The sequence below is a fragment of the Haloferax sp. KTX1 genome (genome assembly GCF_902410085.1).
In the GTDB taxonomy this organism is placed as follows: Archaea; Halobacteriota; Halobacteria; order Halobacteriales; family Haloferacaceae; genus Haloferax; species Haloferax massiliensis.
In genome coordinates, this window is the sequence record NZ_CABPRH010000010.1 from 165,287 (window position 1) to 182,662 (window position 17,376).

General features: G+C 70.0%; 15 protein-coding genes. 9 read left to right on the forward strand and 6 right to left on the reverse strand.

The window, feature by feature from the left end:
• Positions 1–60: 60 nt before the first annotated feature.
• A complete protein-coding gene (locus FY251_RS15840; RefSeq protein WP_148416044.1) occupies positions 61–1,692 on the reverse strand; it encodes a methyl-accepting chemotaxis protein in 1,632 nt (543 codons plus the stop codon).
• Between the two features lie 160 nt (positions 1,693–1,852).
• Here FY251_RS15840 and FY251_RS15845 point away from each other — a divergent pair, with 160 nt between their 5' ends.
• The 5 genes from FY251_RS15845 to FY251_RS15860 all read left to right on the forward strand — a co-directional run bounded on the left by FY251_RS15845 (position 1,853) and on the right by FY251_RS15860 (position 8,248).
• Entirely contained in the window at positions 1,853–2,947 is a 1,095-nt protein-coding gene (locus FY251_RS15845; RefSeq protein WP_148416045.1) for a M20 family metallopeptidase, read from the forward strand.
• Between the two features lie 338 nt (positions 2,948–3,285).
• On the forward strand, positions 3,286–4,800 hold the full coding sequence (locus tag FY251_RS15850; RefSeq protein ID WP_148416046.1) for a carboxypeptidase M32: 1,515 nt from the start codon (positions 3,286–3,288) through the stop codon (positions 4,798–4,800).
• 91 nt (positions 4,801–4,891) lie between these two features.
• Entirely contained in the window at positions 4,892–5,068 is a 177-nt protein-coding gene (locus FY251_RS23310) for an HVO_0416 family zinc finger protein (protein WP_305037588.1), read from the forward strand.
• Between the two features lie 156 nt (positions 5,069–5,224).
• The gene (locus FY251_RS15855; protein ID WP_148416047.1) at positions 5,225–7,075 is read left to right on the forward strand and encodes a UvrD-helicase domain-containing protein; all 1,851 of its coding nucleotides are present in this window, start codon (positions 5,225–5,227) and stop codon (positions 7,073–7,075) included.
• A 6-nt stretch (positions 7,076–7,081) separates the two neighbouring features.
• Positions 7,082–8,248: a M24 family metallopeptidase gene (locus FY251_RS15860; RefSeq protein WP_148416048.1), complete on the forward strand. Its 1,167-nt coding sequence runs from the start codon at positions 7,082–7,084 to the stop codon at positions 8,246–8,248.
• On the opposite strand, the gene FY251_RS15865 is transcribed toward FY251_RS15860, so the two are convergent.
• On the reverse strand, positions 8,249–8,491 hold the full coding sequence (locus tag FY251_RS15865) for a hypothetical protein (protein WP_148416049.1): 243 nt from the start codon (positions 8,489–8,491) through the stop codon (positions 8,249–8,251).
• Positions 8,492–8,645: 154 nt separating this feature from the next.
• Here FY251_RS15865 and FY251_RS15870 point away from each other — a divergent pair, with 154 nt between their 5' ends.
• A complete protein-coding gene (locus tag FY251_RS15870; protein WP_148416050.1) occupies positions 8,646–10,472 on the forward strand; it encodes an SLC13 family permease in 1,827 nt (608 codons plus the stop codon).
• Between the two features lies 1 nt (position 10,473).
• On the opposite strand, the gene FY251_RS15875 is transcribed toward FY251_RS15870, so the two are convergent.
• Positions 10,474–11,208, reverse strand: a complete 735-nt coding sequence (locus FY251_RS15875) for a DUF502 domain-containing protein (protein ID WP_148416051.1) — start codon at positions 11,206–11,208, stop codon at positions 10,474–10,476.
• 109 nt (positions 11,209–11,317) lie between these two features.
• Between FY251_RS15875 and FY251_RS15880 the strand changes: the two genes are divergently transcribed.
• Positions 11,318–11,929, forward strand: coding sequence for a riboflavin synthase (locus tag FY251_RS15880; protein ID WP_148416052.1), 612 nt, complete (start codon positions 11,318–11,320; stop codon positions 11,927–11,929).
• A gap of 57 nt (positions 11,930–11,986) precedes the next feature.
• Here the strand turns inward: FY251_RS15880 and FY251_RS15885 are convergent, their stop codons facing one another.
• Positions 11,987–13,024, reverse strand: coding sequence for a PrsW family intramembrane metalloprotease (locus tag FY251_RS15885; protein ID WP_089779562.1), 1,038 nt, complete (start codon positions 13,022–13,024; stop codon positions 11,987–11,989).
• 142 nt (positions 13,025–13,166) lie between these two features.
• On the opposite strand from FY251_RS15885, the gene FY251_RS15890 reads away from it, so the two are divergent.
• Together FY251_RS15890 and FY251_RS15895 are read left to right on the forward strand one after the other, a co-directional pair.
• Positions 13,167–13,541, forward strand: coding sequence for a hypothetical protein (locus FY251_RS15890; protein WP_148416053.1), 375 nt, complete (start codon positions 13,167–13,169; stop codon positions 13,539–13,541).
• On the forward strand, positions 13,538–14,950 hold the full coding sequence (locus tag FY251_RS15895) for a DUF402 domain-containing protein (RefSeq protein ID WP_148416054.1): 1,413 nt from the start codon (positions 13,538–13,540) through the stop codon (positions 14,948–14,950). Before FY251_RS15890 ends, FY251_RS15895 begins: the two co-directional genes overlap by 4 nt.
• A 320-nt stretch (positions 14,951–15,270) precedes the next feature.
• On the opposite strand, the gene FY251_RS23145 is transcribed toward FY251_RS15895, so the two are convergent.
• Both FY251_RS23145 and FY251_RS15900 read right to left on the reverse strand, forming a co-directional pair.
• Positions 15,271–15,603: a NifU family protein gene (locus FY251_RS23145; protein WP_004969091.1), complete on the reverse strand. Its 333-nt coding sequence runs from the start codon at positions 15,601–15,603 to the stop codon at positions 15,271–15,273.
• A gap of 165 nt (positions 15,604–15,768) precedes the next feature.
• A complete protein-coding gene (locus tag FY251_RS15900) occupies positions 15,769–17,238 on the reverse strand; it encodes an LVIVD repeat-containing protein (RefSeq protein ID WP_255516719.1) in 1,470 nt (489 codons plus the stop codon).
• Positions 17,239–17,376 lie beyond the last annotated feature (138 nt).

Below are 17,376 nucleotides of genomic sequence, written 5' to 3' on the forward strand. Positions count from 1 at the left end.
GATAAAAGCGGTGACACCGCCGGCGGGGCGTCGGGTGATACCGCGTCCCGCGACGCCGACTCAGTCGTCGCCCGACGCGGCCGCCCGCTCCCCGTCGACGACCTCGAACGACTCGACGAGGTCGTCGAGGTCGGCGGCTTGCGACGACAGCACCTCGGTCTGGTCCGCGAGGTCGCCGATGGAGTCGGACTGCTCTCGGGCCGTCTCCACGACGGTCCGCGACTGGCCGGCGGTCTCCTCGGAGATGTTCGCCACGTCGTCGACGCGGGCGGCGATGTCCGCCGCCGACTCGGCCTGCTGGTCGGTCGCGGCGCTCACCTCGGCCACGCTGGCGTCGATGTCAGTCACCATGTCCACGATGCTCTCGAACTCGCCGATGGCCTCGGTGACGGTCTCCAGACTGTCGGCGACCTGCCGGTTCATCTCCCGCACGTCGGCGAGCGTCTCCTCGGAGTGTTCGGTGATGTCGGCGATGAGCCCGGACACCTCGTCGGCCGAGTCGCGGGTCTCCTCGGCGAGCGACTTGACCTCCTGTGCGACGACGCCGAAGCCGTCGCCGGCCTCGCCCGCGTGGGCGGCCTCGATGGCCGCGTTGATGGCGAGCAGGTCGGTCTGCGAGCCCACGTGCTCGATGAACGCCGCGATTTCGTCTATCTCCTCGATGCTCTCTGTGAGTTCGGCGACGGCGTCGGCGGTGCGGTCGATGCGCGCCTCGACGGTGTCCAACTCCTCCATCGCCTCGGTCGCCGCGTCGCGGCCGACCTCGCCGCGCTCGGAGGCCGTCTCGGCGGTGGTCGCGGCCTCGTCGGCGGAGGCGGCTATCTCCTCGACGGTCGCAGAGAGCGTGTTGAGCTCGTCGGAGACGGTCTGGAGGTGGTCGGTCTGCGCCCCCGCGCCGTCGGAGATTTCGGTGACCGAGGCGGCGACTTCCTCGCTGGCGGCGTCGGCCCGGCGGACGTGCTCGCGGGCGGTCGAACTCATCCGCGACACCTCCTGTGCGAACGACTGCACCTCGCCGATGGTCGACGAGAGCGTGCGGACGAGGTCGTTGTAGGTCGCCGCGACCGCCGCGTATCGCTCGTCGTCGACGCCCCAGTCGTCGGTGTCGATGGTGGCGGTGAGGTCGCCCGCCTGCGCCCGCGAGGTCGCCTCGGCGAACGCCTCCACGAGGTGCTGGAGGTTGCGCGTGTAGTCGGCGAGGTCGCGCTGCATCCGGTCGAGCGCGTCGCCGAACTCGCCCGGTAAGTCCTCGTCGAGCGCCGGGTCGTCGAACCGCTGGTCGGCGAGCGCCCCCGCCTGCGAGGCGACGACGCAGAGGTGGTCGTGCATCGCGCCGAAGTCGTCGGCGAGGCGGGCCACCTCGTCGGTGCCGCTCACCTCCGGGGGGCGGGAAGACAGGTCGCCCGCCGCGACGCCCGCGGCCGCCGACGAGAGAGACTCGATGGGCGAGACGATGTCTTTTCGCGTGATGATAATCGTGTTGACGAACGCGAGGGCGGCACCGAACAGGAGGAGCGCCGAGAGTTCGAGTCGAAACGCGCCGGTCGCCACCCACGGGAGCGCGGCCTGCGCGAGCGAGACCGCGAACTGGATGGCGACGGCGGCGACGACTTTTCTCTCGACCGAACCCGAGATGCCGAGCGCGTCCATGCTTCCCCGGAGCAACCGTTCGTACGTCGAGACGAGTCGCATACTCGGACGTGCGAGGAACGCGCAATAAGCCGGGTCGCGCGTTCTCGGAATCTGATAACTGCCGGCGGCCGCGGGACGGTGCCCGACCGCGGTCGCGGCGGGGCCGCGCGCGGACTGCCGGACGCCACACGCTTTTGAGGCGACCCTTCGACGGGCCGGCATGGACGAACTCCGCGACCTCGCGGCGGCGCTCGTGTCGGTGCCGAGCCACGAGGACGAGACCGCCGTCGGCGACCGCATCGAATCGTGGCTCCGCGGGGAGACCGACGCCGACGTGACCAGAGACGACGCGGGGAACGTCGTCGCCCGCGTCAATCCCGGCGTCGGCGAATCGCTCGCGCTCGTCGGCCACCACGACGTGGTCCCGCCGGCCGACCGACAGACGACCGACGACGGCGACTACGTGGTCGAGAGCCGCGACGGCCGCCTCTACGGCCGCGGCGCGGCGGACATGAAAGGGGCCGTCGCTGCGTCGATGCTCGCCTTCCGCGACGCGGCCGCCGACGCCGATTCGGAGGTCGTCTTCGCCTCGTTCGTCGGCGAGGAGATCGGCGGGGAGGGCGTCCGTGCGGCCCTCGACGACGGCCTCGAACTCGACTACGCCGTCGTCGCCGAGGGCTCGACGAACTACACCGGCCCCGACCGGACGGACGTGGTCGTCGCCCACCGCGGCCGCCGGGCGATCACCCTCGTCGCGTCCGGGACCGCCTGTCACGCCAGCGAACCCGAGCGCGGCGAGAACGCCGTCTACCGCGCGACCGACGCCGTGGACGTGGTCCGCGGCCTCTCGGTGCCGGACGCCGAGGTCCTCGGCCACCCCGTCTCGGGGAGCCTCGCCGTCACCGAAATCGACGGCGGGAGCGCGTGGAACGTCATCCCCGACCGCTGCGAGGTGACCATCGACGAGCGGACCGTCCCCGGCGGCTTCGCCGACCTCGCGCTGGCGGCGGAAATCGAGGGCGTCGAGTGGGTCGTCGAACAGGACCTCCCGCCGATGGCGTGCGACGACGCCGACTTCGCCGAGCGCGTCCTCGACGCCGCCCGGTCGGTCCACGAGGCCCGCGGCGACGCGGAGCCGGAACAGACGACGAAGCCCCACGCGACCGACGCCGGGTGGCTGGTGCAGGCCGGCACGACCTGCGTCGTCTACGGCCCCTCGGAGCCCGGCGAGGCGCACACGAGAGACGAGAGCGTGTCGCTCGACGTGCTGGCGCGGTGTTACGAGACGTACCGCGCGCTCGTTGAAGGCTGGTGAGCGCGGTCAAATCCGCCGGCAACTACGCCTAAACGCCCCACCCGCGACGACGGCCGAACACCCACCGGGCGGGACTGAAAGGGGCCGCGAGCGAGGGCGAACCCCGGCGGCGTGAGCACCGCAGGCCGGAGGCCGAGGAGCGCGCGTCGCCGCGGGAGCCGTCGCTCGCGGGGGCTTTCGCGGTGTTGGTCACGGCCGTTGCGTTGTCGATTGCGACGCCGTCGGTGTCGGCCGTCGCGTCGGCGGAGTGTGAGCGACCGGTCGCAGACGAACCTCGAAACACCCGCACCGATGCCCGCCTCCTGCGGTTTAATACGCCTCCGGGCCACCGTTCGAATATGGCACAGTCCTCCGCGGAATCCGACTCGGAGTCGGCGTACGACCGGCTCCTCACGAAGTACAAGCGAATCGCCAACGTCGAGAACGCCGGCGGCATCCTCTCGTGGGACCAGCAGGTCATGATGCCCGACGAGGGGACGCCCGCGCGCTCTCAGCAGATGTCCGCGCTCTCCGCCTTGAGCCACGAACTCCTGACCGACGACGAGTTCGGCGACCTCCTCGACGCGGCCGAGGCCGACGACCCGACCGACGAGCAGGCCGACGTGCTGCGCGAACTCCGCCGCGACTACGAGCGGGCGGCCCGCGTGCCGAACGACCTCGTCGAGAAGATTTCCGCGGCGTCCTCGGAGGCCATCCCGGCGTGGAAGCAGGCGAAGGCCGAAGACGACTTCGAGACGTTCGCGCCGCATCTGGAGAAACACGTCGAACTGAAGCGGCAGTACGCCGAGCACATCGACCCCGACCGCGACCCCTACGAGGTGCTGTTCGAGGACTACGAGCCGTGTCTGCCCCTCGAACAGGCCGAAGAGATTCTCGCCGAGGTGCGCGAGGTGCTCGTCCCGATGATAGAAGACATCCGCGAGTCCGACGTCGACCTCGCGGTGGACGCCTTCGAGGGCGAGTTCCCCGAAGAGGACCAAGAGGAACTCGTCCGCGACGCGCTCACGACGCTCGGCTACCCGTGGGAGCGCGGCCGCCTCGACACCGCCCCGCACCCGTTCTCGTCTGGGACGCAGTTCGACGCCCGCGTGACGACCCGCTACGACGAGTCAGACGTGCTCGGCTCGCTGTTCTCGACCGTCCACGAGTTCGGCCACGCGCTGTACACCCTCGGCCTGCCGGACGAACAGTACGCGACGCCGCTCGGCGAGAACCGAAACCTCTCGGTCCACGAGTCGCAGTCGCGGCTCTGGGAGAACCACGTCGGGCGCTCGCGGGCCTTCTGGCGGCACTTCCTGCCCACGCTCGAAGACAGGTTCCCGGAGGTCGACGCGACGGTCGAGGAGGCCTACGAGGCCGCCAATCAGGTGTACGACGACAACCTCATCCGCGTCGAGGCGGACGAGCTGACCTACCACCTGCACATCGTCATCCGGTTCGAGCTCGAACGCGACCTCATCGCCGGCGACCTCGCAGTCGAGGACGTGCCGGAGGCGTGGAACGACAAGTACGAGGAGTACCTCGGAATCCGCCCGGACACCGACTCCGAGGGCTGTCTGCAGGACATCCACTGGGCGTACGGGAACTTCGGCTACTTCCCGACGTACTCGCTCGGCTCCGTCATGGCCGCCCAGCTGTTTTCGGCCGCCGAGGCGGACATCGACGACCTCGACGGGAAACTGGCCGACGGCGAGTTCGGCGACCTCCGCGAGTGGCTCCGCGAGCACGTCCACCGCCACGGCCGCCGCTACGAGACCAACGACCTCGTGAAGCGGGCGACCGGCGAGGACTTCGCCGCCGACGACTTCCTCGACTACGTCGAGTCGAAATACGGGTCGCTGTACGACCTGTAAACGAGCCGGACAGTCCGGCGCAGTCACCCGGTTTTCGACGGCTCGGAGTCGTCGTAGGAACTAAATAGGGGTATGCCATATCATACCATGTATGGCCTCAGCACCCAGTGACGACTTGTTCGACCAGTTCTTGGCCGACCGCGGTCACGAGACAGAACCGGCACGCTGGGACCGATCCTATAACAAGCTGCAGTGTCCCGACTGCGGGGCCCTGCACGACATGGGCGCGGCGACCTGCTCCGTCTGCGGGTGGGTGCCGGAGGCCTGACGCGTCCGAACTGACCAAGCCACGAGCACCTGTTCTCGACGGTTTTCACCCGCTCGGTGAGCCGTTCGCGAACGCCCGGCGAGTACACCACTCCGGGCGCGTTCGCCCTCGTCCGAAGCACGTCGCTTATCACCGATAAGACCGTGAACGTGCACAATGAGCGAATCCGACGCGACCGTCACCCGGCTGTTCGGCGGCCCGGGGAGCGGGAAGACCACGGCCTTGCTCGACAAGGTCGAGGAGATTCTCGAACAAGACGGCGTCACCATCCGCGACATTCTCGTTGTCTCTTACACCCGAGCCGCGGCGGCCGAGGTCCGCGACCGGCTCGCGGAGCGGCTCGACATCAACCCGCGGTCGCTGAAGGGGAACGTCTCGACGATGCACGCGAAGGCGTACGAACTGCTGAGTCTCTCGCGGAACGACGTGGTCGGCGAGAGCGACAAACAGGAGTTCTGCGAGGAGTACGGCATCGAGTTCGAAGACGAGTACGGCGGCGCGGGCCGCCGGACCGCCCGCTCGACCACCATCGGGAACAAGATTATCGCCACGAGCCAGTGGCTCCAGCGCACCCGCCGCGACGTCTCCGACTGGTACGACGTGCCCTTCCAGTGGAACGTCGAGGAGGTCCGCCTCCCGCCGGAGGTCGACCCGAACGCCCAGGAGGGCAACAAGTACACGCCGACGTGGCCCTCCGACGACGACCGCATCGACATCCCCGAGGCCATCCGCGCGTGGCGCGCCTACAAGGGCGAATACGGACTCGTCGGATTCGCCGACATGCTCGAACGCGTCAAGCAGCGCGCGCTCGTCCCCAACGTCGACTACCTCGTCATCGACGAGTTCCAGGACATCACGACCCTCCAGTACGACGTGTACGAGGAGTGGAAGCCCCACATGCGGGGCGTCCTCATCGCCGGCGACGACGACCAGGTCGTCTACGCGTGGCAGGGTGCCGACCCGAACCTCCTCCTCGACGCCGAGCGCGACGAGGACGTGGTGCTCCCGAACTCCTACCGGCTCCCGTCGAACGTCCTCAACGTCGTCAACCGGGAGATTCGCCACATCGACAAGCGTCAGGAGAAGGACCTCAAACCCCGCAAGGAAGGCGGCGCGGTCGAGGCCGTCGAGAGCCCGTCGATGCTCGAACTCGCCCGGAACGTCCGCTACACCGTCGAGAAGGACGAAGGCACCGTGATGGTGCTGTTCCGCGCGCGCTACCAGATGTTCCAGTTTATCGACGAGTTCCTCCCGTCGGGCATCCCCTTCTCGACGCTGACCGACCAGCGCATGTGGACCGACCGCCTCACGCAGTACGTCCGCGCGGTCGAGGCGCTCGACGCCGAAGAGCCGGTCGACGGGCTCGAAGCCCGCCGCCTCGCGGACATGCTCCAAGACTCCGCGTTCGGCACGAACGACCGCGACGACCTCTTCGACGCCATCGACGACAGACAGGAGGAAGTCGGCGTCGACGACATTACGAACATCGAGTTCACGCCGAAGGAGATCAAGAACTTCGCGCCGTTCGCTCCGGACAGTTCGTCCGCCAGCGACATGGTCCGCAAGGTGACGAGTTTCCAGCGCAAGTCCGTCGACGCGTACTTCGGCGGCGACTACGAGGGGATGGACCCGAGTCGCGTCCGCGTCGGCACCATCCACTCCGCGAAGGGTCGCGAGGCCGACCACGTGTTCATGGCGACCGACCTGACCGAGAAGGTCGTCGAACAGATGGCCGCCTCCGTCTCCGACGAGGAACTCGAAGCCCGCGGTATCGAGGAGTTCACCTCGACGACGAGCCCCGTCCCGCTCATCACCGACAACGAGCGCCGCGTCTTCTACGTCGGGATGTCCCGCGCCCGGGAGCGCCTCATCGTCCTCGAAAACCTCGTCACCGGCGCGCCGACGCTGCCCATCAGCGTCCTGCTCCACGACGAGATTCGCGAGGCACCCGCGCAGGACCTCGTCGACGACGCGCAGGAACCGCCCGCGCCCGAGCCCGAGGCGTAACGTCCCGTGCGAGGGAGACCTCGCGGCGGCGACGCCATCGACGCCGCCGTGTCCGAGCGAGACGCCGTCGGCTTCGTCGCCGTCCCCAGCGGCTCCGACCCGACGAGTCGCTACCTCACCGGCCGCGCGTTCGACTGCGGCCTCGCGTACGTCCGCGTCGACGGCGAGACGCATCTCCGGGTCCCCTCGACCGTCGAACCGCCGGACCTGTCGGTCGCCTCGGTCCGCGTCGACGACAGGCCGCCGGGGAAGGCCGCCGCGGCCGTTCTTGCGGAGCACTCGGCCGACGCTCCCGAAGGGACCGTCCTCGCGCCCCGAACGATTCCGCACGACGCCGCGCTCCACCTCGAAGCGGCGGGCTACGACCTCGCGTCGACCGCGGCGGTCGAAGCCGCCCGCGCGGTGAAAGACGCCGCCGAGCGCGACGCAATCGAGGCCGCCCAGCGCGCGGCGACTCGCGGCGTCGGCCGCGCGGCCGCGATACTGGCGGCGGCGACGGTCGAGGAAGCCGACGACCGCGACGGCGACAGCGGCCGTGAGGGCGACGGTGACGACGAACGGCCCGCCCTCCGCTGGGACGGCGCGCCGCTTTCCACCGAGCGGCTCCGCCGACAGGTGAACGCGACGCTCGCGGCCGAGGGCGTCGATTCAGCGGGCGCGACGGAGGTCCGGGCGGGAACCCGAGGCGACGGGGGCGAGCCGGTCGAACTCCGACCGGGCGAACCGATAGTCGTCGCGGTCGGCCCGCGCGGCCCGGCGGGCTACCGCGGCGCGCTGGCTCGCACCTTCGTCGTCGACCCCGACGGCGGGTGGGAGCGCCGGGCGCACGTCGCCTGCGACGCCGCCAGAAAGGTCAGTCTGGTCGAGGCGGACCCCGGCGACGACGCCGGCTTCCTCGGGAGCGAACTCCGCGCGGAGACCGCCGCGTTCGGCTTCTCGATGGCCGACGAGGTGACCAGAGACGTCGGCGGCGGCATCGGCCTCGCGTCCCGCGAAGACCCGCCGCTCGACGGCGACCGCGAACTCGTCGCCGGCAACGTCCTGCGAGTCCGCGCCGCGGTCACGCACCCGGACCACGGGCGGGTCGAACTGACCGACGTGCTGGTCGTCGGCGACGACGGCCCGCGACTGCTGGGCGACGCGCCGACCGGCCTCGACCCGAGTCGCCGGTAGTTACTCGTCGTCGTCCGGGTCTTTTGCGACGCCGCCGATGACTTTCTCGGCCGCGAGCGAGGGGACGTCCTGCGGCATGGTGAGGAACTTCGGGAGCGCGACCATGAGCACCGCGAGAAGGAGCATCGCGCCGCCGAAGACGGTCCGCCCGTCGGCGAGGAGCGTGAGGCCGAAGCCGCCGACGGGGATGGCGAAGATGAGGGTCGCCGCGAGACCGACCATCTCCAGGATTCCGAGTCGCATCGCCCGAGGCTACTCCGCGGGCGACTAAAAGCGTCGCGACCGGCGGTCGGGCACGGCCGCCGCCGAGGTTCGACCGGCGGGAACCGAGCGACTCGTCGCGGCGGTCGACAGTCACGCGAGATAGCATTAAGCCGCCGCCGGGTCGACTGCCCGCATGGTCGCCGTCACGTCCGGGATGCTCGTCGTCTTCGCGCTCGTCGTCGTCACGATGGCGCTTTTCGTGACGGAGGCGGCCCCGCCGGACGTGACGGCAATCGGCGTCATCGTCGCGCTCGTCGTCCTCGAACCGTGGACGGGAGTCGATCTCCAGACGGGGCTATCTGGGTTTTCGAGCGCCGCGACCATCACGGTCCTCTCGATGTACGCCCTCAGCGAGGGGGTTCGGCAGACCGGCGCGATTCGCGTCCTCGGCGACGCGGTCGCCTCGTTCACGAACGGGAGCGAGAGCCGACTGCTCGGCGCAATCGTCGGCCTCACCGGCCCCGTCGCGGGCGTCGTCAACAACACGCCGGTCGTTGCGGTGTTCGTGCCGATGGTCTCGGACCTCGCCGACCAGGCGAACGTCTCGCCGTCGAAGCTCCTCATTCCCCTCTCGTACGCCTCGATGCTCGGCGGCACGCTCACCCTCGTCGGGACGGCGACGAACCTCGTCGCCAGCGAGGCCTACGCCGAGGCGACCGGGCTGCCGCCGTTTTCGATGTTCACGTTCACGCCCCTCGGCGCGGTCGTGTTCGTCGTCGGCGCGGGCTACCTCCTGACGGTCGCGCCGCGGCTCCTGCCCGAGCGAATCGAGCCCGGAAACCGAACCGGGAACTACGGCGTCGAGCCGTTTCTCGCCCGCGTGCTCGTCCCCGCGCGGTCGCCGCTCGTCGGCATCTCGGCGGGAGAGGTCTCCGACGACACCTACCGCGACCTCAACGTGGACATCCTCGACGTGCTCCGCGGCGGTGAGCACTTCATCGCGGCCGACTCCGACCGCGAGGTGGCCGCCCGCGACATCCTGACCATCCGGGGCGACCCGGCGACGATTCGGCGCTTCTGCGACCTCGCGGACCTGCGGTTCCTCCCGCGCGCGTCGGTCACCGACGCCGAACTCGACCGCCCCGACCGCGTGGCGCTCGTCGAACTCGTCGTGCCCCGCGAGTCCGGCCTCGTCGGCGAGACCATCGGCGGCGCGCGGCTCCGCGAGCGCTACGACGCGACGGTGCTCGCGGTCCGTCGGCGCGGCGGCGACCTCATCCGCGAGCACTTCAGAGACGTGGACCTCCAGGTCGGCGACTCGCTGCTCCTCCAGACGACGAACGAGACGGCTCGCTACCTCCGCGACAGCGGCGACTTCGTCGTGACCAGCGAGGTCGCCGACGAACTCATCGAGGACGACGGCGGACTGTCGCCGACGGCGTTCCGCGCGTTCGCCGTCATTGCGGCGGTCATCGGACTGGCCGCGCTCGGCGTCGTCCCGATCGCCATCGCCGCGCTCGGCGGCGTCGCCGCGATGGTCGCGCTCGGCTGTCTGTCCGCGAGCGACGCCTACGGCGCGGTGAGCTGGAACGTCATCTTCCTGCTGGCGGGCGTCATCCCGCTGGGGCGGGCGCTGCAGCTGACCGGCGGCGTCGCGCTCCTCTCGGAGTTCGTCGGCGTCGCCGCGACCTACCTGCCCGTCATCGCCGTGGTCGCCGCGTTCTACCTGCTCACGGGGCTGTTGGCGAACGTCATCACGCCGGTCGCCAGCGTCGTCCTCATGCTCCCGGTCGCCATCGACACCGCGTTCGGCCTCGGTGCCGACCCCTTCGGCTTCGCCCTCGCGGTCACCTTCGGCGGGAGCACGGCGTTCATGACGCCCATCGGCTACCAGACGAACCTGATGGTGTACGGGCCGGGGGGCTACCGCTTCACCGACTACCTCCGCGTGGGCGCGCCGCTCCAACTCCTCCTCACGGTCGTCACGACCGCCGGCATCGCCCTCATCTGGGGAATATAGGTCACTCGGCCCGGCTCTCGCCCGCGTTGCGTCGCTGGTCCGACTCCGCCCGGACGCCGCCCTCGCCGTTCGAGGGGTCGTATCCCGCGGGCCCCGAGGGGAGCGTCTCGGGGTCGTCGACGCTCAGCCCCGTGGTGACGAGCAGGCGGAGGCCGCGGCGGACCGGCATGTCGAGTTCGCGAATCTCGTCGGACGAAGCCATGATGAGCGCGCCGGCGGTCGGGTTCGGGCTGTGCGGGACGAACACGGTAAAGAGGTCGTCGTCGGAGATCTCGGAGACCGACGGCGGGGCTTCGTTGGTGACGAAGCCGATGGAAAACAGCCCCTCGCGCGGGTACTCGACCAACACCACGCGGTCGTAGCCGGCGGTCGGTTCGGTGAGCGACTCCGACACCTGCCGGACGCCGAAGTAGATGGTGCGGACGAGCGGGAGGAGCCGAACGCCGCGCTCGAAGCTCCCGAAGAGCCGCTGGCCGAGGCTCATCGACGCGAGGTAGCCGAGAAGCGAGACGGCCACGGCGATGATGAGCGCCGACAGCACCTGCGAGATGAGGACGATGTCGCCGGAGTAGTTGAGCGCATCGGCGAGGAACGGCGTCACCTGACGGACGACCGGGCGGAGCGCGGCGGTGATGCGGGTGAACGCGAACTGGAGGACGAACACGGTCACGGCCAGCGGGGTGACGAGAATGAGACCCGTGACGAAACTGCTCCGCAGGCGAGCCAGAACGTCCATACCGACTCTCCGGACGACGAGCGTAAAATTGTATGGGCGAGTGAGTCACGAAACCGTGATGGGAAACGGAAACGGTAGGCATTAACTTCACCCGTCCGAAGCCGCGGGTATGTTCACGGGAATCGTGGAGGGGCCGGGCGAAATCGTCGACGTGACCGACGCCGACGGCGGTCGCCGCCTCCGCATCCGGACCGACCTCGCGTTCGACGACCTCCACCACGGCCAGTCGATAGCGGTCTCGGGCGTCTGTCTGACCGTCGAGGCGTTCGGCGACGACTGGTTCGAGGTGTTCCTCGCGGCGGAGACGGTCGAGAAGACCTATCTCGGCGACGTCGTCGAGGGCGACCGCGTCAATCTCGAACGCGCCCTCGCGGCCGACGACCGCTTCGACGGTCACATCGTGCAGGGTCACGTCGACGGTACGACGACGGTCGCGAACGTCGAGCGCGTCGGCGACGACTGGTTCTTCGAGTTCGACCTCCCCGAGTCGCTGGCGAGGTACGTCGTCCAGAAGGGCTCGGTCTGCCTCGACGGCATCAGCCTCACCGTGGCCGACCGCCGCGACGACTCATTCGCCGTGGCCATCATCCCGACGACCTACGACCTGACGACGCTCTCCGAAAAGGAGGTCGGCGACCCGATTCACGTCGAGGTCGACGTGGTGGCGAAGTACGTCGAATCGATGCTCGACGGCTACGCCGAGCGGTTGGTCGCCGAGTAGCGGGACGGGGGCCACGCGGTTCGTCTCGGCTCGCTTTTCCGCGCCGTCATCGCCGACTCAGTCCTCGAACTCCGTCTGCTCGGAGCTGAACGACGCCGCGCTCGGACCGGGGGCGTGGGCGCGGTGGTAGGCCCGACTGTAGCGGCGGAGCTTCCCGATGAGGTAGAGCCCGAAGACGCCGTCGTAGATGATGACGTAGACGAGGAAAGCCGCGAGACCGCCGAGGCCGGTTATCCCCGCGATGACGGTCGATCCGATGCCGACCGTGGAGTTGTACGTCGCGTGGACCAGCGCCGCGAGGACGAGGCCCTTGATGACGATCGGACCGGCGTTCTCCTTGTTGAACTTGGCGAGGCCGAGGTAGTAGCCCGCGATGGCCGAGTAGATGACGTGCCCCGGCCCGGCGAGCGCGCGGACCGCGGTAATCGTCCCGCCGGCGGCGATGATGCCGACGCCGCCGGAGCCGACGTCGAGCCCCGACGAGGTGAGGTTGCGGGTGATGTACAGGGCGTTTTCGATGGTGGCGAAGCCGAGGCCGGCCATCGCCCCGTAGACGGCCCCGTCGATGACGGCGTTGAAGCTGTCGTGGGAGTAGGCGTACAGCCTGACCGCGAGGAGCTTGACGGTCTCTTCGACCGGGCCGACGACGAGGAAGTAGAACACGGCGCTGCCGAGGAAGCCGAGCGCCAACTGGAACTCGGCCGCGATAGTCTGGCCGACGTTGCTCAGAAGCGAGTTGAGAATCGCGGCGAACGTGGCGGTGAGGACGCCGAGGAGGAACGTCACCACGAGCATCGACAGCGGCTCGTCGTCGGTCACGTCGGAGTAGTAGACGTAGCCGGCGAGCGCGAGCGCCGGGAGCGCCGACAGCAGGGTGAGCGCGCCGACCTGCGGGTCGGTGAGCGCCGACAGGCCGCCGATACCGACGAGGATGAGGAGCGCGGCGAGAACGACCAGCGCGCGGGTCGACGCGACCAACACCCGGTAGAGCGCGACCGCGAGCCCGTCAACCGAGGTTCGTTCCTCCCACGTCGCGATGTCGTAGAGGTCGGCCGATCCGTCGGACGCCTGCTCGACTGGGTCCTGCTGGTCCATCACGTGGGGTAAAGGGTATCGCATCTGGTAATAGCTTTGGCCACGGCATCCCGCGAGCGGTCGGCCGCCCAGCGGGGAGCCGTCGGTTCGGCGACCGACGGCCGACCGTACGACGTTAATGCCTCCGCTCCGAAGGGCGGGTATGCACTTCGACCCCCGCGAACAGGCGGCGCTCCGCGAGGTCGGCCTCGACACCGACGACCTCCGGGCCGCGTCGGACCTCGTGAGCGACGCAGTCGACTCGGACGCAGACGCCATCGCCGCGTTCTTCGGCGACGGCGGGACGTGTTACTCCGACATGGAGATGGCCCACAGCGCCAGCGACGTGCAGGAACACGCCGTCGACCACGTCGATCTCTACACCCACGGCGCGGACCTCCGCGGCTACCTCAAGTTCGACTCGTGGGGCGTCCCCATCGAGGGCGGCCGCGTGCTCACCGACGAGAAGGTCGAACTGACGCTCGGCCCGACGGTCGACGCCCGCGTCACCTTCGCCCGCGACGCCGACGAGCTATGAGGGTCCGCGTCCGCGGCATCTACGCCACCGCCCTCACGGGCGTCTTCCTCGACGCCGGCCACGACGTGGTGCAGGCGTCCGGCCCGATCCGCGAGCGCTTCGACGCAGAGTTCGACGCGTCGGACCACGACGTGTCGGTCGAGACGACGCGGAACCGACAGGGCGTCGGCGCGACCGGCGCGCCCGAGGCGGTCGAAACGGCCACCGAGCGCCTCTCAGACCTCGGCGTCGACACCTTCGCGTGGGACGACCCCGCGCCGACCGGCGCGGTGTTCGACGCCCGCGTGACCGACACCCTCGGCGGCGGCGCGGTCTGCGACCTCGGCGAGACCGAGGGCTACCTCTCGTACGGCGACGTCGACGGCCACGTGGAAGTCGGCGACGAGGTCCGCGTGCAGGTCGCCGAGTCGGCCCCGCCGTGGGCCTCCCGCCGCGCCGAACTGACCGGCGACGTCCGCGCCGTCGCGGGACTGGCGACCCTCGACCCCGATTCGGAGGGCGTCCGCGTCGACACCCGCGACGAGGCCGCCGCCCGCGAACTGGCCGGGATGACGGACCTCCTCGGCGGCGACCCGCCCGAGGGGTGGGGCATCCGCTGGCACCGCGACGCCGTCGACGCCGACATGAGCGCCCTGAACGACGCGCTCGACCGGGCCGCCGAGGTCGCCGGGGAACTCGACGACGCGCTCGCCGAGCCCGTCGACGCCCCGCGGGCGGTCGCGGCTCCCACCGCGACGACGTGGGTCTGGTTCGGCCGCGAGACGCGCTTCGAACTCGATTCCCAGCGCCGGGGCGTCGAGACGACGATGCCCGGCCACCACCGGACGAAGGCCGCCTCGCCGAAGGCCTCCGCCGGCGTCGACCTCGCGGAGTCGCTCTGCGAGTCGGTCGGCGACGACGACGGCGCGTTCCCCTTCGACGTGGTGACCGCGCAGTTCGGCCCGCTCGAAGGCGACGACGTGGAAATCGGCCACGGGAAACCTGACGGTCGGCTCATCACGCTCGGCTCCGGCGAGGTGACGGAGCGCGACCCCGAGGGAACCGTCGAACTCCGGCGCGGCATGACCGGCGGCGGCACCTACGACGCCCTCGGCGTCGACCGCGAGTCCGGCGACGTGGCGGTCACGAAGTTCCGCGAGGGCCGGTGGTGGTATCCGACGGTGTACCGCGATTCCGAGGGCGCGGTCAAAGGGACCTACGTCAACATCTGCACGCCCGTCGAGTGCTTCCCCGACCAGATTCGGTACGTCGACCTCCACGTGGACGTGGTGAAACACGCCGACGGGACGGTCGAGCGGGTCGACGACGACGAACTCGACGCGGCCGTCGAGGCCGGCCACATCTCCGAGGAACTGGCCGAGAAAGCGCGGTCGGTGGCGTCGAGTCTGGAGTCGGCGCTGTCGGGGTAGGCGTCGCAACTTCGGAAGCCGGTCAGTCGTCGTTGCCGGGGAGGACGCAGTCGTCGTGGCGGCGGTAGTCGTCGATAGGTCGACATCTGGGCCGGCAGACGAACACCCGCGAAGGCCACGGGGAGAGCGAGCGTGAGGAAGACCGAGCTAGTCACGCGGTCGACACGGCTGGGTACGTATCGAGAATCGCGGAACAGAGTGCTCGTATCGGAGGGAACAGTACGGCTACGACCGAAGGGAGTAGCCGCCTTTTTTGGTCCAGATTTTTTGGCGGGGTTCGAGGCAACGAAGTTGCCGAGGACCCCGTGAAAAAAGGTGGGTTAGAAGTGCCCCGGACCCTCGTCGCCGTACTGCAGTTCGCCGCCGCGGCCGCCCTCGACGGTACTGCTGCCGTGGTCGCCCGAACTGGGGACCTTGACCTGCACGTCGGTCACCTCGTCGAACGTCATGATGAGGTCCGACTGGATGTTCTGGGCGGTGATGTTCGAGATGCCGCACCCGGCGCACGCGCCCCCGAGTTCGACGACGACTTCCCCCGATTCCGCATCGGCCTTGCGCACGACGCTGTTGCCGCCGTGCATCTGGATAATCGGCATCTGACCGACCATCCACGTCTCGACGCGCTCTTTGAGGCTCTCCGACTCGTCGCTCATACCCCGATGCTTCGAACCCCACGGATTAGAATGAAACGGTTCTCCCACCGCGCCGGCCGACGAGAGAAAGGCTGTCTCGGTCGTTCGTGATAGATTCGACGCGGGAACCACGCGGGCGGGGAGTCACCGCTTCGACCGGAACGCCGGCCGTCGCGTCGGTCCCACTCAGTCGCGCCGCCCGCGACGACGGGCCAACCAGCCGGCGACGCCGAGGGCCGCCGCGCCGACCCCGAGTCCGAACCCCGGCGCGTCGGTCGCCGACGTGGGAGAGTTCGTGTCGGACGCGGGCGGGGCCGCGTCGTCTCCGGTCGGGGTCGGCGTGTTGACGAGCGATTCGGTGGTCGTTGCCGCGCCGAGCGTCGGCGGGTCGCGCTGGTCGCCGGCGTGGTCGGGGAACGTGTAGAGCGCGGGCGACGCGTCGTCGACGCCGCGGCTCGACGCGACGAAGACGCCCTCGTCGGCGAAGGGGTAGGCGTACTGCGCGGTCCAGAAGCTCGCGCGCTCGGGGTCGCGCCACCACGCGAGTTCGACGGGGTCGGTCGGGTCCGACACGTCGTGGCGCTTGACGCCGCCGCGGTACCACGAGGTGTAGAGCCGGTCGTCGCGGAAGTCGAAGTTGTGCGCCGTGGTCCAGACGCCGCCGACCGTCGGGTCCGGGCTGGCCGGCGGGTCGATAGTCGAGAGCCGCGCGGGATTCGCGGGGTCCGACACGTCCCAGAGTTCGACGCCGCCGGGGCCGCCGACGAGTTCGGTCGGGCCGTCGTCGCGGTCGACCTCGACGGCCCACGACTCGACGCCGACGCCGAGGAGGTCGCCGGCGTCGTCGGTGGCGACGTAGTGGTGGTTGCCGGGCGGCGTCCGTCGCTCGCGGTGGCGGCCGCGAGGGGGCAACGCGGCGAGTTCCTCGGGGTCGCCGGGCGAGACCGTCCCGAGGACCGACGGCGACGCGGGGTCCGAGAGGTCGACGAGCCACGTCCCGGCGTCCCAGAGGGCGACGTGCGCGACCGCGTCGCGGACCCACACGTCGTGGACGGAACGCATCGAGGGCGGCACGTCGGCCCAGCGGTCGTCGGCGGCGACGACCGACCAGCGGCCGAGCTCGTCGCCGGAGTCGACGTCGAGGACGACGAGCGGGTTCCGGTCGCCGTCGTTGGCGGTCAGATACGCCCGGCCATCGGCGGCGAAGCAGTTGTGGATGGGAAAGCCCGTCTCGTGGAACGCGGTTTCGTCGGGGTTCGCGGGGTCCGAGACGTCGACGACGAGGACGCCCGCCGGCGCGCCCGGAATCGGGTTGGCCGGGCCGACGACGAGAAGCGTGTCCCCGTCGAGTTTCGCGTCGTAGAGGCCGCGGAAGGGGCCGTCCTCGCGGTCGGAACGCAGGTCGCGGCGCTCGGCGACGAGTTCGGGGCGGTCGGGTGCGGAGATGTCGACGGCGGCGTAGCCGTCGGTCGCGGCGACGAAGACGGTCTCGCCGTCGGCCGACACGACGGCCTCTTTCGCGCCGTCGACGTCGATGCGGCCCAGCGGCTCGAACGGCCCGGGGTGGGCGGCGGCGGGACGGGAACCGGCGACGGAGGCGGTCGAGGCGGCGAGCGCGCTCGCACTGACGGTGCGGAGGAACTGGCGGCGGTCCACGGTGAACCTGCGGGTGCCGAGGAGAAAAATCGGACGGAGGCGCGGAGACCGGGAGGGGCCGGCAGTCAGGGGAACGGGAGGACCGCTCAGTCTGCACTGGGTTGCGTGAGAACTGAATCAACGCCGGCGGGGATGGGT

What these genes read in the sequence shown, in the direction of transcription:
- FY251_RS15855 (WP_148416047.1), top strand. Translation starts at nt 5,225, where the DNA reads ATGAGCGAATCCGACGCGACCGTCACCCGGCTGTTCGGCGGCCCGGGG.
- FY251_RS15885 (WP_089779562.1), bottom strand. Translation starts at nt 13,024, where the DNA reads ATGGACCAGCAGGACCCAGTCGAGCAGGCGTCCGACGGATCGGCCGAC.
- FY251_RS23310 (WP_305037588.1), top strand. Translation starts at nt 4,892, where the DNA reads ATGGCCTCAGCACCCAGTGACGACTTGTTCGACCAGTTCTTGGCCGAC.
- FY251_RS15875 (WP_148416051.1), bottom strand. Translation starts at nt 11,208, where the DNA reads ATGGACGTTCTGGCTCGCCTGCGGAGCAGTTTCGTCACGGGTCTCATT.
- FY251_RS15850 (WP_148416046.1), top strand. Translation starts at nt 3,286, where the DNA reads ATGGCACAGTCCTCCGCGGAATCCGACTCGGAGTCGGCGTACGACCGG.
- FY251_RS15870 (WP_148416050.1), top strand. Translation starts at nt 8,646, where the DNA reads ATGGTCGCCGTCACGTCCGGGATGCTCGTCGTCTTCGCGCTCGTCGTC.
- FY251_RS23145 (WP_004969091.1), bottom strand. Translation starts at nt 15,603, where the DNA reads ATGAGCGACGAGTCGGAGAGCCTCAAAGAGCGCGTCGAGACGTGGATG.
- FY251_RS15840 (WP_148416044.1), bottom strand. Translation starts at nt 1,692, where the DNA reads ATGCGACTCGTCTCGACGTACGAACGGTTGCTCCGGGGAAGCATGGAC.
- FY251_RS15845 (WP_148416045.1), top strand. Translation starts at nt 1,853, where the DNA reads ATGGACGAACTCCGCGACCTCGCGGCGGCGCTCGTGTCGGTGCCGAGC.
- FY251_RS15890 (WP_148416053.1), top strand. Translation starts at nt 13,167, where the DNA reads ATGCACTTCGACCCCCGCGAACAGGCGGCGCTCCGCGAGGTCGGCCTC.
- FY251_RS15895 (WP_148416054.1), top strand. Translation starts at nt 13,538, where the DNA reads ATGAGGGTCCGCGTCCGCGGCATCTACGCCACCGCCCTCACGGGCGTC.
- FY251_RS15865 (WP_148416049.1), bottom strand. Translation starts at nt 8,491, where the DNA reads ATGCGACTCGGAATCCTGGAGATGGTCGGTCTCGCGGCGACCCTCATC.
- FY251_RS15880 (WP_148416052.1), top strand. Translation starts at nt 11,318, where the DNA reads ATGTTCACGGGAATCGTGGAGGGGCCGGGCGAAATCGTCGACGTGACC.